This is a genomic window from Streptomyces sp. NPDC035033 (assembly GCF_040636735.1).
Classification (GTDB): domain Bacteria; phylum Actinomycetota; class Actinomycetes; order Streptomycetales; family Streptomycetaceae; genus Streptomyces.
Genome location: NZ_JBEZUZ010000138.1, coordinates 1 through 13,279, shown reverse-complemented (window position 1 = coordinate 13,279; position 13,279 = coordinate 1). Strand labels below are relative to the sequence as shown.

Annotated in this window: 13 protein-coding genes; 5 read left to right on the top strand and 8 right to left on the bottom strand. The window is 74.9% G+C overall.

The features are described from left to right. From AB0E83_RS33215 to AB0E83_RS33205, 3 genes are all read left to right on the top strand, one after another. On the top strand, positions 1–289 hold a 289-nt coding region (locus AB0E83_RS33215), incomplete at its 5' end, for a GvpL/GvpF family gas vesicle protein (protein ID WP_362120171.1). Continuing rightward, entirely contained in the window at positions 286–498 is a 213-nt protein-coding gene (locus AB0E83_RS33210) for a gas vesicle protein (protein ID WP_362120169.1), read from the top strand. The genes AB0E83_RS33215 and AB0E83_RS33210, both read left to right, overlap by 4 nt. Before the next feature lie 95 nt (positions 499–593). Further along, complete coding sequence (locus tag AB0E83_RS33205) at positions 594–926, top strand: gas vesicle protein K (protein WP_362120173.1); 333 nt, start codon at positions 594–596, stop codon at positions 924–926. 21 nt (positions 927–947) lie between these two features. Here the strand turns inward: AB0E83_RS33205 and AB0E83_RS33200 are convergent, their stop codons facing one another. Both AB0E83_RS33200 and AB0E83_RS33195 read right to left on the bottom strand, forming a co-directional pair. Beyond that, entirely contained in the window at positions 948–2,531 is a 1,584-nt protein-coding gene (locus tag AB0E83_RS33200; protein ID WP_362120167.1) for an acyl-CoA synthetase, read from the bottom strand. Beyond that, positions 2,528–3,637, bottom strand: a complete 1,110-nt coding sequence (locus tag AB0E83_RS33195) for a nitronate monooxygenase family protein (protein WP_362120165.1) — start codon at positions 3,635–3,637, stop codon at positions 2,528–2,530. The genes AB0E83_RS33200 and AB0E83_RS33195 overlap by 4 nt, the downstream gene beginning before the upstream one ends. Positions 3,638–3,847: 210 nt before the next feature. On the opposite strand from AB0E83_RS33195, the gene AB0E83_RS33190 reads away from it, so the two are divergent. After that, positions 3,848–5,530 carry a serine hydrolase domain-containing protein gene (locus tag AB0E83_RS33190; RefSeq protein WP_362120163.1) on the top strand — a complete coding sequence of 561 codons (1,683 nt, stop codon included), beginning with the start codon at positions 3,848–3,850 and terminating at the stop codon, positions 5,528–5,530. A gap of 32 nt (positions 5,531–5,562) precedes the next feature. On the opposite strand, the gene AB0E83_RS33185 is transcribed toward AB0E83_RS33190, so the two are convergent. Beyond that, positions 5,563–6,255 (bottom strand): VOC family protein, encoded by a 693-nt coding sequence (locus tag AB0E83_RS33185; protein ID WP_362120161.1) that lies wholly within the window; start codon positions 6,253–6,255, stop codon positions 5,563–5,565. Between the two features lie 136 nt (positions 6,256–6,391). Between AB0E83_RS33185 and AB0E83_RS33180 the strand changes: the two genes are divergently transcribed. After that, positions 6,392–7,630, top strand: a complete 1,239-nt coding sequence (locus AB0E83_RS33180) for an MFS transporter (protein WP_362120159.1) — start codon at positions 6,392–6,394, stop codon at positions 7,628–7,630. 46 nt (positions 7,631–7,676) lie between these two features. Here AB0E83_RS33180 and AB0E83_RS33175 read toward each other — a convergent pair whose 3' ends face one another. The 5 genes from AB0E83_RS33175 to AB0E83_RS33155 all read right to left on the bottom strand — a co-directional run. Continuing rightward, positions 7,677–8,609 carry a LysR family transcriptional regulator gene (locus AB0E83_RS33175; protein ID WP_362120157.1) on the bottom strand — a complete coding sequence of 311 codons (933 nt, stop codon included), beginning with the start codon at positions 8,607–8,609 and terminating at the stop codon, positions 7,677–7,679. Positions 8,610–8,812: 203 nt separating this feature from the next. Continuing rightward, positions 8,813–10,012, bottom strand: coding sequence for a glycine C-acetyltransferase (locus AB0E83_RS33170; protein WP_362120155.1), 1,200 nt, complete (start codon positions 10,010–10,012; stop codon positions 8,813–8,815). Positions 10,013–10,015: 3 nt separating this feature from the next. Further along, positions 10,016–11,050: an L-threonine 3-dehydrogenase gene (gene tdh, locus AB0E83_RS33165; protein ID WP_362120153.1), complete on the bottom strand. Its 1,035-nt coding sequence runs from the start codon at positions 11,048–11,050 to the stop codon at positions 10,016–10,018. A 162-nt stretch (positions 11,051–11,212) separates the two neighbouring features. Continuing rightward, a complete protein-coding gene (locus tag AB0E83_RS33160; protein ID WP_362120151.1) occupies positions 11,213–11,995 on the bottom strand; it encodes a 4'-phosphopantetheinyl transferase superfamily protein in 783 nt (260 codons plus the stop codon). Positions 11,996–12,019: 24 nt separating this feature from the next. After that, positions 12,020–13,279 (bottom strand): tetratricopeptide repeat protein (locus AB0E83_RS33155; protein ID WP_362120149.1); only part of this gene is annotated, 1,260 nt, incomplete at its 5' end.

Sequence of the window (13,279 nt, the reverse complement as noted above, 5' to 3'; positions counted from 1 at the left end):
GGCGGGGGGGGCGCCCGCCCCCCACCAGGAGGCCGCCGTCCGCCACGCCGCGGAGCGCGTGCGCCACGCCCCCCAGCGCTCCCCCCTGAGCGGGCCGTACGAGAACGTGCTCAACGACTCCTATCTGGTCGCCGACGCGCGGGCGGACGCCTTCCGGGCGGCCGTCTCGCAAGTGGCCGAGCGCTTCCCTGCGGTCCGCGTGGAGGTCACCGGCCCGTGGGCGCCCTACTCCTTCGCCATGCCGCCCCCGGACCCGGCCGACCGGTCCGGGGCGGAGGAGCCGTCATGAGCGTCTCCCCGTACGACGACCGCCTGCCGGACCGGCAGGTCGCCCTGGTGGACCTGCTCGACCGCCTCCTCGGCGGCGGCGTGGTGATCGCCGGCGACCTCGTGCTGTCCATCGCCGGCATCGACCTCGTCCGCATCTCCCTGCGGGCGCTCGTCGTCTCCGTGGGCGAGGAGGAGTCCGGACAGGACTCGGAGACGGAGCCCCCGTGACCGGCCCGTCCGGTCCGATCGGATCGCCCGGCCCGGCCGGCTCCCCCGGCCCGACCGGTGGCGGCCCCTCCGGGCCGGGCGGCGCGGAGGGCCCCCTGGGCCGGGCCTTCCGCCTGGTCCAGGCGCCTCCCGGGAGCACCGGGCGGGGCGCCCCCGCGCACCGCGTCGCCACCGATCCCGAGAGCGTCGGCGAGGACCTCCTCAAGCTCGTCCTCACCCTCGTCGAGCTCCTGCGGCAGCTCATCGAGCGCCAGGCCCTGCGCCGGGTGGAGGCCGGCGGCCTCACCGACGAGGAGGAGGAAGAGCTGGGGGCGACCCTGCTGGCCCTCCACGACGCCCTCGCCGGCCTCTGCGCCGAACACGGCTACGCCCTGGAGGACCTCAACCTCGACCTCGGCCCCCTGGGCCCCCTGCTCCCCCGCGACTGAGCACGGGGCGGGGCGCCCGCGTCACAGCGGGCGCTCGTGCCCCTCCCAGTACGGGTCGCGCAGCCGGCGCTTGTAGAGCTTGCCGTTGGGGTCGCGGGGCATGGCGGCGACGAAGTCGAGGGACTTCGGGCGCTTGAAGCCGGCCAGGTGGCCGGCGCAGTGGGCCAGGATCTCCTCGGCGAGCGCCGGCCCCTCCTCGTACCCCTCGGCGGTCTCGACGACCGCCTTCACCTCCTCGCCCCAGTCGGCGTGCGGGACGCCGAAGGCGGCGGCGTCGGCGACGGCGGGGTGGGCGAGGAGCGCGGCCTCGATCTCGGCGGGATAGATGTTGACGCCGCCGGAGATGATCATGTCGATCTTGCGGTCGCGCAGGTAGAGGTAGCCGTCCTCGTCGAGGTAGCCGAGGTCGCCGACGGTGAAGAAGTCGCCGACGCGGCTCTTCGCCGTCTTCGCCTCGTCCTTGTGGTACTGGAAGCCGCCGGTGTTCATCTTCAGGTAGACGGTGCCGAGTTCGCCGGGCGGGAGGCGGTTCCCGTCGTCGTCGAGGACGGCGAGTTCGCTGATCGGCCAGGCGCGGCCGACGGTGCCGGGCCGCTTCAGCCACTCCTCGGCCGTGGCGAAGGCGCCGCCGCCCTCACTGGCCGCGTAGTACTCCTCCACGCACCCGCCCCACCAGGCGATCATCGCCCGCTTGACGTGTTCGGGGCAGGGCGCGGCGCCGTGGACGGCGTGCCGCATCGAGGACACGTCGTACCGCGCGCGGACCTCCTCGGGGAGGGCGAGGAGCCGGTGGAACTGGGTGGGGACCATGTGGGTGTGGGTGCAGGCGTACGCGTCGATCAGCCGCAGCATCTCCTCCGGCGCCCACTTGTCCATGAGGACCAGCGGGTGTCCGATGTGCAGCGACGCGGCGGCGAACTGGAGGACCGCCGTGTGGTAGAGCGGCGAGCAGACGAGGTGCGTGTTCCCGTCGAAGGGGCGGATGCCGAAGATGCCGAGGAAGCCGCCGAGATGGGACTCCTCGGGGAGCCGGCCGGGCAGCGGGCGGCGGATGCCGCGGGGGCGGCCGGTGGTGCCCGAGGTGTAGTTCATGACCCAGCCGAGGGTGCGGTCGGCGGGCGTCGGCTCCGGCTGTCCGTCGAGGAGGTCGGCGTACGGGCGGAAGCCGGGGACCGTGCCGACGGCGTACCGCCGGTCCGGCGCGAGGCCCGCCCCGTCGGCGGCGGCGACGGCCGCCTCCGCGAAGCGTTCGTGCGCGACGAGCACCTTGGCGCCGGAGTCGGCGACGATCCAGGCGATCTCCGCGCCCACGAAGTGGTGGTTGACCGGCACGAGGTAGAAGCCGGCCTGGGTGGCGGCGAGGTGGGCGGTGAAGAACTCGACGCCGTTGGGCAGGACGACGGCGAAGGAGTCGCCGCGCTCCAGACCGGCCGCGCGCAGTCCGTGGACCATGCGGTTCGCGGCGGCGAGCAGCCGGCCGGCCGTCCACTCCTCGCCGTCCGGCGCCACCAGCGCCGTACGGTCCGGGTCGGCGGCGGCCTGGGCCCAGAAGCCGTTGAGGGCACCGGTGCTCACGACTGGCTTGCTCATGACTGGCTTGCTCATGACTGGCTCCTCCCCGCGATCCGGTTGATCCGGTCGACGGCCTTCTCGAAGCCGCGGGTCAGCTCGTCGACGACCTGCCGGACGCTCCGCTCGGAGTTCATCCGGCCCACGATCTGCCCGACGGGGGTGCCGAGCAGCGGGTCGATCTCGTACTTCTGGATCCGGGAGACGGCCTCCGCCACCAGCAGGCCCTGGAGCGGCATGGGCAGCGGGCCCGGCCCGGCCGGGTCCTCCCAGGCGTCGGTCCACTCGGTGCGGAGCTGGCGGGCCGGCTTGCCGGTCAGGGCGCGGGAGCGGACGGTGTCGCCGGAACCGGCGGCGAGGAGCTTCTCGGTCAGGGCGCGCGAGTGGAGTTCGGCCTCGGTGGTGGTGAGCCAGATCGAGCCGAGCCACACGCCCTGGGCGCCGAGCGCGAGCCCGGCGGCGATCTGCTCGCCGCTGCCGATGCCGCCGGCGGCGAGCACCGGCAGCGGGGAGACGGCGTCGACGACCTCGGGGGTGAGCACCATGGAGGCGATCTCGCCGGTGTGGCCGCCCGCCTCGTACCCCTGGGCCACGACGATGTCGATGCCGGCCTCGGCGTGCCGGCGGGCGTGCCGGGCGCTGCCGGCGAGCGCCGCGACGAGCACGCCGTGCTCGTGGGCGCGGGCGACGACGTCCGGCGGCGGCGAGCCGAGGGCGTTGGCGAGCAGCTTGATGGGGTAGTCGAAGGCGACGTCGAGCTGGCTGCGGGCGACCTCCTCCATCCAGCCGGTGATCCGCCAGCCGGACGCCTCGCCCTCGGCGAGCTCGGGGACGCCGTGCTTGGCGAGGACCGAGCGGACGTACTCCCGGTGCCCGGCGGGGATCATGGCCTCGACGTCGGCCTCGGTGACGCCCTCGACCTTCTTGGCGGGCATGACGACGTCGAGGCCGTAGGGCCGTCCGTCGGTGTGCTCCTGCATCCAGTCGAGGTCGCGGGCGAGGTCGTCCGGCGCGGTGTAGCGGACCGCGCCCAGGACACCGAAGCAGCCGGCCCGGCTGAGGGCGGCGGCGACCGCGGGGAAGGGCGTGAAGCCGAAGATGGCGTGCTCGATCCCCAGTGTGCGACTCAGCTCCGTCTCCATGGGCGCAGGATGCCGCAGCGGTGCGGCAGAGGGAAGAGGTTTTCTGATGGAGCGTCAGATTGTTTGGGGCGGGGTGGCTGCGCCTGTGGAGGGGGCGGGTCGGGGAGGGTGGGCGTACGACTGGATCCAACATCCGGGATCCAACATCCGGGATCCGGGGTTGTGGATTTTGGATTTTGGATCCAGATGTCGGGAGGTGGGCAGATGGGCGTGGCAGGGAGTGAGCCGACCGGCGAGACCCCCGGTCTGCGGTGGGGGACGGCGGAGGAGGCGGGGCTGCTCGGGCGGGAGCTGGAGGGCATGGTCGAGGACGTACGCGGATTCCTCGGCCCCTCCCCCGTGCGGCCGTGGTGCGCGGGGGCCGTGTTGCTCGCGGGGCGGGGCGGAACGGTGGCGCTGCACCGGGCGGTCGGCTGGGCGGCGCGCTGGGCCGCGTACGACGAGGAGGACGACACGGCGGTCGAGCTGCCCCCGGAGCTGCGGGTCCCGATGACCCCCGACACGGTCTTCGACGTGGCCTCGCTGACCAAGCTCTTCACCGCGGTCCTCTCCCTGCGCCAGGTCGAGCGGGGCACGCTGGAGCTCGGGGAGCGGGTCGCCGCGTACCTGCCCGGGTTCGGCCGGGCGGGGAAGGCGGACATCACGGTCCGGCAGCTGCTCGCGCACACCTCGGGGCTGCGGGCGGAGCTGCCGCTGTACGCCGCGCCGGACCGGGAGGGGCGGCTGCGGATGCTGTGGGAGGAGGCACCGGTGGCGGCGCCGGGGACGGCGTACCGCTACTCGGACCTCAACATGATCGCGCTGCACCTGCTCCTGGAACGGATCACCGGTCACGGTCTGGAGACACTGCTCCGCGACGAGATCACCGCTCCGCTCGGGATGCACCGCACGCGTTTCGTCCCCCCGCTCTCCTGGCGCGCGGAGACCGCCGCCACCGAGGACGCCCGGCGGCCGTGGGCGCGGCTCGACCGGGGCATGGTGCGGGGCGAGGTCCACGACGAGAACGCGTACGCGATGGGCGGGGTCGCGGGCCACGCCGGGATCTTCTCCCGCGCCCGCGACCTCGCCGTCCTGGCCCGGGCCCTCCTCGACGGCGGCGCGTACGGCTCCGCCCGCGTCCTCTCCCCCGCCTCCGTGGAGCTCCTGTTCACCGACGCCAACGCGGCCTTCCCCGGCCACGCGCACGGCCTCGGCCTCGAACTGGACCAGCGCTGGTACATGGGCGCGCTCTCCGGTCCGCGCACCGCCGGGCACACCGGTTTCACCGGCACCAGCCTGGTCCTGGACCCGGACGCCGACGCGTTCCTGATCCTCCTCGCCAATGCGGTGCACCCCGTCCGCACCTGGCGCTCCGGCTCCGCTCCCCGCGTGGCGGCCGCCGACCGGCTCGCCCGGGCGATCCCGGTACGGCCGCCGGCCGGGGCGGGCCCCACGGCCTGGTTCTCGGGCATGAGGGCCCCCGGGGGCGCGACGCTCACGCTCCCGCCGGCGGGACCGGAGGCGGCCCGCCTCACCTGCCTGCTCTGGTGGGACACGGCCCCGGACACCGACCGGCTCGTCCTGGAGGCCGTGACCGCCGACGGCGCCGACCCGCGCCCCGTCCCCTTCCGCACCGCCCCGCTCGACCGGCCGGAGGCCGAGCGTCCTCACCCGGACGGCACCGCCGCCGGCTGGTCCGGCCGGCGCTGGCACCGCCTGACCGCCGACCTGCCGCACCCGCCCCCCGTACGCCTCCGCTTCCGGTACGCCACCGACTCACCCACCGTGGGGCGCGGGGTGTACGTGACCGGGGCCCAGGTCCTGGACGGGTCGGGCCGGCTCCTCTTCGACGAGACCCGGCCGGCGGACGCGGCCCGCGTCGAGGCGCTCGGCTGGCACCGCTCGGCGGACTGAGGGAGCGGCCGCGGCCACGACTCCGGCTCCGGTCACGCCTCCGGCGGGCCCGCGACGCCGACGCAGGCCTCGTTGCCCTCGGGGTCGGCCAGGACCCAGTTGGAGGGGGCGTCGGCGCCGTTCACGATCCGGCCGCCGGCGGCGAGGGCCGCCGCGATCCGGGCCTCGGCCTCGTCGTACGGCACCCAGACGTCGACGTGGATCCGGTTGCGCCCGCTCCGCGGCGCGTCCATCCGCTGGAAGTAGAAGGGCGCCCCGCGGCGCAGCGGGTCGATCAGGTCCTCGTCGCTGCCCGCGCGGTTCTCGTAGCCGAGCAGCGCCCGCCAGAAGGGCAGCACCTCCGGCAGTGCGAGCGCGTCCAGCGTCACCTGGACGGTCCGGACGCCGGACGGGTCGGCGGCCAGCCCCCGGGCGCGGGCCAGCGCCGAGATCCGCCGGGCGAGCTCCAGGTGCCGCTCGGTCAGGCCGTAGTAGTCGCCGGTGACCGTGATCAGCCGGACGAGGACGCCGCCGGGCCGCAGATCGACGTCGGGCCCGCCGTCACCGGCCACCCCCTCGTCGGCGAGCCCCGCGAGCTCTCCCACGAAGGCGGCCCCGGCCGCGAAGGTCTCCGTGCGGAAGTAGGCGCAGGCCCCCTCGCCGACGACCCGCCAGTCCTCCAGGCCCGGCGTCTCGTGGACCCGCCGCGGCCTGATCCGCTCCGTCTGCTGCGCTGCCGATGTCATGCGGTCAACGTAGCGGAGGGGTACGACAGTCGGCGGCCCGGGCCGTTCTCCGGCCGGTCCGGCCGACCGGAGAAGGGGCCCGCCGCGGGTAGAGTCGGCGGCTCGGTCCGGAGGCGGAGAGGGCGGTGGGGCGGACGTGACGGCGCGGCGGTCGCTGGGAGGGCGGTTCGGCCGTCTGTGGGCCTCGTACGCGGTGAGCACGTACGGCACGTGGCTCGGTTTCGGTGCCTTCCCGCTGCTCGCGGTGGTCGTGCTGGACTCGGGTCCGGCCCAGGTCGCGGCGCTGGCGGCGACGGGGCGGGCGGTGGGGGCGGTGCTCGCGGTGCCGCTCGGGCCGTGGGTGGAGTTCCGGCGCAAGCGGCCCGTCATGATCGCGACGGACCTGGTCCGGTTCGGGGCGCTGGCCAGCATTCCCGCCGCGTACTTGTTGGGGTGGCTGGGCTTCGTCCAGCTCCTCGTGGTCTCCGTCGTCGTCGCGGCGGCGGACATCGCGTACCGCGCGGCGAGCGGCGCCTTCCTGAAGGGACTCGTGCCGCCGGACGGCCTCCTGGTCGCGAACAGCCGCTTCGAGGCCACGAACTGGACGGCCTCGATGGCCGGCCCGCCGCTCGGCGGCGCCGCGATCGGACTCCTCGGTCCGGTGACGACGATCCTCGCCGACGCCGTCAGCTATTTGCTCTCCGCGCTGGGCATCCGGTCCATCGGCGGGACGGAACCGGAACCGGCGCGGCGCCCGGAGGGACGCCCGCGGGCCCGGGAGCTGTTCGAGGGCTGGCGCCACATCCTGCGCCACCCGGTACTGCGCCCGCTCTTCCTCAACGCGATCGCGGTCAACGGCCTGATCATGGCCTCCGAACCGCTGCTCGCCGTGCTCCTCCTGCGCGACCTGGGCCTCTCCCCCTGGCAGTACGGCCTCGTCTTCGCGGCCCCGTGCGCCGGCGGGCTCGTCGGCTCGCGGCTGGCGCCCCGGCTGGTGGCCCGGTTCGGCGACGGGCGCGTGCTCCGCGTGGCGGGCGTGCTGCGTTCCTGCTGGTCGCTGGGGCTGGCGTTCGTACCGGCCGGCGCCGCCGGGATGGTGGTGGTGATGGGCGTCCAGCTCGGCCTGGTGGCGTGCTGCGGCGTGTTCAACCCGGTCCTCGCCACCCACCGGCTCCGCCACACGGACCCCGGCCGGCTCTCCCGCACCCTGGCCGCCTGGTCGGTCAGCGCGAGCCTGTCCATCGCCGCCATGACCGCCCTGTGGGGCCTCCTCGCCGCCGTCACCGGCCCGCGCACCGCCCTCGCCGTCGCGGGCGCCCTCCTCCTGGCCACTCCCCTGCTCCTCCGGGGCGCCGGCACCCGCGCGGACACGGGAGAACCCGCCCTCCAGGGCTAGGACGCGCTCCTTCGGACGGACGGCCACCGGTCGGTCGACCGGCCGGTCAGGGGGACGGGTTCCAGGGGGTTCCCGCGCCCGGGGCGGCCGCGGCGCGGAGAGCCGTCAGGACGGGCTGGATGAGGGGGTGGTCCTCGGCGCCCCGGCGTACGGCCGCGAAGACGCGGCGGGTGGGGGCGACGCCGTCGACGGGCCGGATGCCGACGTCCGTGAGGTCCATGCCGAGCAGCGCCGAACGGGGCACGAGGGCCACGCCGGCGCCCGCGGCGGCGAGCGCGACGACGGCCCTGAAGTCGTCCGAGACGTGCTCGAAGCGGGGCGCGAACCCGGCGTACTCACAGGCCAGGACGGTCACGTCGTGGCAGGGGTTGCCCGCGGACTGGCCGATCCAGGCGTCCTTGGCGAGGTCGGCCAGTCCGATCCCGTCGCCACCGCCGAGGGGGTGGCCGGGCGGGAGCACCGCGTCGAAGGGTTCCGCGTAGAGCGGGACCCTGGTGAGCCGGTCGTCGTCCTCGCCCGGAGCCCCCCGGTACTCGACCGCCACCGCCACGTCCACCTGCCGGTCCAGGACCATCAGCAGGCTCTCGTCGCCCTCGGCGTCCCGCACCCTGACCCGGATGCCAGGCGAGGTGCCGGCGAGGTCCGCGATGGCGGGCGCGACGACCAGCCCGATCCCGGTGGCGAACGCCGCCACCGTGACCGTCCCCGCCTCTCCGGAGCCGTACGCGGCGAGCTCCGCCTCCGCCCGCTCCAGTTGGGCGAGCACGGCGTTGGCGTGGCTCAGCAGGATCTCGCCGGCCGGCGTGAGCCTGGCGCCCCGCGCGCTGCGGTCCACCAGCCGGTGCCCCGTCTCCTGCTCCAGGGCGGCGAGCTGCTGGGAGACGGCGGAGGGGGTGAGGTAGAGCGCGGCGGCCGCCGCCGTGACCGTGCGGTGGTCGGCCACCGCGCGGAGGATGTGCAACCGCCGTGCTTCGATCATGTGCCTAGTCTCCCAGGCCGGGGGCGGCGCTCATGCCCCGGCCGGGAAGGATTGGATCCAACATCCAGAATCCAGAATCCGAGGTCCCGGACCCGAAGCCCTGATCCACCATCCCGCATCCAGAATGCTGGATCCAAAATGCTGGATCCGGGACGGTGGATCCGAAGTACTGGATCCACCATCCCGGATTCTGGATCCAGGGCTCAGCCGCGGAGCTCGGCCCGGGCCGCCACGAAGGCGTCCACCGCGCGGTTCACGTCCTCCGTGGAGTGGGCGGCCGAGAGCTGGACGCGGATGCGGGCCTGGCCCTGCGGGACGACGGGGTACGAGAAGCCGATCACGTACACCCCGCGCTCCAGGAGCAGTTCGGCCATCTTCCCGGCCTCCGCGGCGTCGCCGATCATGACGGGGGCGATGGCGTGGTCGCCGGGGAGGATGTCGAAGCCCTCCTCGGTCATCCGGCGGCGGAAGAGCGCGGTGTTGGCGTTGAGCTTGTCGCGCAGGTCGCCGGCGGACTCCAGGAGGTCGAGGACCTTGAGGGAGGAGGCGGCGATGACCGGGGCGAGGGTGTTGGAGAAGAGGTACGGGCGGGAGCGCTGGCGCAGCAGGGCGACGATCTCGGCGCGGGCGGCGACGTAGCCGCCGGAGGCGCCGCCGAGGGCCTTGCCGAGGGTGCCGGTGATGATGTCGACGCGGTCCATGACGCCGTGCAGCTCGGGGGTGCCGCGGCCGCCGGCGCCGACGAAGCCGACGGCGTGCGAGTCGTCGACCATCACCATGGCGTCGTACTGCTCGGCCAGGTCGCAGATCTCGTCGAGCGGGGCGACGTAGCCGTCCATGGAGAAGACGCCGTCGGTGACGATCAGCTTGCGCCGGGCGCCGCCCTCGGTGGCCTCCTTGAGCTGCTGCTCCAGGTCGGCCATGTCGCGGTTGGCGTAGCGGAAGCGGCGGGCCTTGGAGAGGCGGATGCCGTCGATGATGGAGGCGTGGTTGAGGGCGTCGGAGATGACCGCGTCCTCGGGGCCGAGGAGGGTCTCGAAGACGCCGCCGTTGGCGTCGAAGCAGGAGGAGTAGAGGATCGTGTCCTCCTGGCCGAGGAAGGCCGAGAGCCGGGCCTCCAGCTCCTTGTGCACCTCCTGCGTGCCGCAGATGAAGCGGACGGAGGCCATGCCGTAGCCCCAGCGGTCGAGGGCCTCGTGGGCGGCGGCGACGACGTCGGGGTGGTCGGCGAGGCCGAGGTAGTTGTTGGCGCAGAAGTTCAGCACCTCGCCGGGGCGGCCGCCGGCCGTGACCTCGACGGTCGCGGACTGCGGGGTGCCGATGACGCGCTCGGGCTTGTGCAGGCCGGCCGCCCGGATCTCGTCGAGGGTGGCGCGGATGTCGTCGCGTACGGAATCGAACATGGGTCAGGCTCCCGCAGTCCAGTCGAGGATGATCTTGCCGCTCTTGCCGGAGGCCGCGTCGTCGAAGGCGGCCTCGTAGTCGCTGTAGTGGTACCGGCCGGTGATGACCGGCGAGAGGTCGAGCCCGCCCTCCAGGAGGACGGACATGGCGTACCAGGTCTCGAACATCTCGCGGCCGTAGATGCCCTTGATCGTGATCATCGAGGTGACGATCTTCGCCCAGTCGACGGCGAAGTCCTCGCTCGGCAGGCCGAGCATGGCGATCTTTCCGCCGTGGGTCATGTTGGCGATCATGTCGCGCATGGCGTGGGGGTTGCCGGACATCTCCAGGCCGACGTCGAAGCCCTCCTTCAGCCCGAGGGTGCGCTGGCCGTCGGCGATGGTCCGCTCGCCCGCGTTCAGGGCGAGGGTGACGCCGGCCTTGCGGGCGAGGTCGAGGCGCTCCTCGCTGACGTCGGTGATGACGACGTTGCGGGCGCCCGCGTGCTTGGCGACGGCGGCGGCCATGATGCCGATCGGGCCGGCGCCGGTGACCAGGACGTCCTCGCCGACCAGCGGGAAGGAGAGCGCGGTGTGGACGGCGTTGCCGAAGGGGTCGAAGATCGCGGCGACGTCGAGGTCGACGGGGACGCGGTGCACCCACACGTTGGAGGCGGGCAGCGCCACGTACTCGGCGAAGGCACCGTCGCGGCCCACGCCGAGGCCGACGGTGGCGCGGCAGAGGTGGCGGCGGCCGGCGAGACAGTTGCGGCACTTGCCGCAGACGAGGTGGCCCTCGCCGCTGACCAGGTCGCCGACGGCGACGTCGGAGACGTCACGCCCGACGGAGACGACCTCGCCGACGAACTCGTGGCCGATGGTCATCGGGGTGGCGATGGTCTTCTGCGCCCAGCCGTCCCAGGAACGGATGTGCAGGTCGGTCCCGCAGATGCCGGTCCGCTTGACCTTGATCAGGACGTCCCCGGGTCCGGTCTCCGGCTCGGGCACGTCCGTGAGCCAGAGTCCCGGCTCCGCCTTCAGCTTGACCAATGCCTTCAATGCCACGGCTCCCGACGTGCGTGTCCTGTGATGTACGGGTCAAGGCACGCGCGCGTGCCCAAGATCCTCGGGGAAGAATCTTCCGTACCGGAGGCTCGCGGTCCATCGAGGTTTTCTTAAGCGCGCTCGCAGTTCAGCTTCACGCCGCCGCGTCGCCCCTGTTCAGGCCGGTCCGCCGGCGGCCCCGGCGGTGACGAAGGAGGCCGGGAGCCAACTCGTACGGAGCAGTCCCAGGGTTCCCCGGACGGCGACGGCCGCCGCGTGGCCGTCGGCGGTGGGGACGCCCCGGACGTCCCAGCCGCCGGGGAGGGCGGAGGGGTCGCGCTCGCCGAGGTAGTCCTTGTCGAGGGAGCGGGCCACGCCGATGCCGAGCCCCTTGAGGTACGCCTCCTTGCGGCACCAGACGCGGGCGAACGCCTCGGGCGCGTACCCGGCGCCGGCGATCTCGTCCCGCTCCCCCGGGTGGAGGACCTTGGTCACCTCGTGGACGGCGTCGACCCTGGGGAAGGCCTCGACGTCCACGCCGACGGGCCGGGCGGCGATGCCGATGAGGACGACGCCGCCGCTGTGCGAGAGGGAGAAGTGCGGGGCGCCGGGTACGCCGGCGACGGCCGGGCGGCCGTGGAGGGCGCCGCAGCCGGGGCAGGGCTCCCTGCGGTACGCGACCTCGGCGGGCGCGACGCCCAGGCGGGGCGCCAGGAGGCGGCGCAGGGCGATGTGGCCGGCGCCGTACAGGAGGCGGTCCGCGACGCGCAGGGGGGCGGCGAGCCGGACGCGCTCCTCGGCGTCGAGCTCGGAGGGGTCGAGGTCGTCCTCGGTGACGTGGTCCGTCCGGAACTGCCACAGGTCGACGTCGACCCGCGCGGGTCCGGCCTCCGGGCCGGGGGCGGGCGTGCGGGGGACGGGGACGGCGTCGCCGGAGCGGTCGGTGATCACACCGGTCATTAAATCAGCGCGGCCGGGGCCGACTCAGCGGGCGCCGGAGGGAGTTGGCCCGCCGGACCCGTCGGGCGCGCCCGTGGTGCCGCCGCGCCGGACGGCGTCGGCCTCGGTGTGCCGGCCGAGCCGGTCGAGGCAGTGGGTGAGGTCGGCGAGGGCGGCGAGGGTGTCCGGGTGGAGGGGGCCGAGGGTCCGGCCGCGGGCCTCGGCGAGGGACCGCAGCGGGGCGAGGGCCTCGTCCCAGCGGCCGAGCCGGCCGAGGACGACGGCGGCCTCGCGGCGGCTGCGCAGGGTGTCGGGGTGGTCCGGGCCGAGGACGCGCCGGCGGGCCGCGTGCACCGCCTGGGCGGTGTCGAGCGCCTCCTGCCAGCGGCCGAGCCGGGACAGGTGGACGGCGAGGGCGTGCCGCACGCGCAGGGTCTCCGGAGCGTCGGCGCCCTGGGTGCGGGTGCGGACGGCGACCAGGTCCCGGCAGACGGCGAGCGCGTCGGCGGCCCGCCCGAGCCGGCCGAGGCAGGCGCTGGTCTCGTAGCGGGCGGCGAGGGTGTCCGGGTGGTCGGGGCCGAGCGAGGCGGCGCGGCCCTCGGCCACCGCGCGGTACTGGTCGAGGGCTTCCTCGGCCCGGCCCATGCGGCCCAGGGTGTGGGCGAGTTCGTGCCGGGTGACGAGGGTGTCGGGGTGGTCGGGGCCGAGCAGCCGGGCCCGGGTGTCGGCGACCGCCAGGGCCGTGCGGTACGACTCCTCCAGGCGGCCGAGCCGGGCGAGGGTGTACGCGAGGTTGTGGCGGCAGCGCAGGGTGTCGGGGTGGTCGGCGCCGGCGGTGCGCTCGCGCACGGCGAGGACGTCGGCGTAGAGCGCGTGCGCCTCCGCGTGCCGGCCGAGCCTGCCCAGGGTGTAGGCGCGTTCCTGACGGGCGGCCAGGGTGTCGGGGTGCTCGGGGCCGAGGACGCGGAGCCGGGCCTCGGCGACCCGCTCGAAGGCCTCCAGCGCCTCGGCCGTGCGCCCGAGGCGGCCCAGGGCGAAGGCGACCTCGTAGGCGCTGGCCAGGGTGTCGGGGTGGTCGGGGCCGAGGACCCGGGTCCGGTCGCCGGCGACGGAACGGTGCAGCTCCTCCGCCTCCGCCCAGCGGCCGAGCCGGCCGAGGCCGAGTCCCGCGCGGTGGCGGGCGGCGAGCACGGCGAGCAGTTCGGGCGTGGCGTCCGCCGCGGGCCGGGCGGGGCGGCCGGCGCCCTCGGCGCCCGGACCCGCGGTGGTCCACTCGGTGGTGAGGACGGCCGCGGCCGGGTCGTG

Coding starts and splice junctions, on each gene's coding strand:
- AB0E83_RS33210 (WP_362120169.1), top strand. CDS start 286: ATGAGCGTCTCCCCGTACGACGACCGCCTGCCGGACCGGCAGGTCGCC.
- AB0E83_RS33200 (WP_362120167.1), bottom strand. CDS start 2,531: ATGAGCAAGCCAGTCATGAGCAAGCCAGTCGTGAGCACCGGTGCCCTC.
- AB0E83_RS33195 (WP_362120165.1), bottom strand. CDS start 3,637: ATGGAGACGGAGCTGAGTCGCACACTGGGGATCGAGCACGCCATCTTC.
- AB0E83_RS33185 (WP_362120161.1), bottom strand. CDS start 6,255: ATGACATCGGCAGCGCAGCAGACGGAGCGGATCAGGCCGCGGCGGGTC.
- AB0E83_RS33175 (WP_362120157.1), bottom strand. CDS start 8,609: ATGATCGAAGCACGGCGGTTGCACATCCTCCGCGCGGTGGCCGACCAC.
- AB0E83_RS33170 (WP_362120155.1), bottom strand. CDS start 10,012: ATGTTCGATTCCGTACGCGACGACATCCGCGCCACCCTCGACGAGATC.
- AB0E83_RS33160 (WP_362120151.1), bottom strand. CDS start 11,995: ATGACCGGTGTGATCACCGACCGCTCCGGCGACGCCGTCCCCGTCCCC.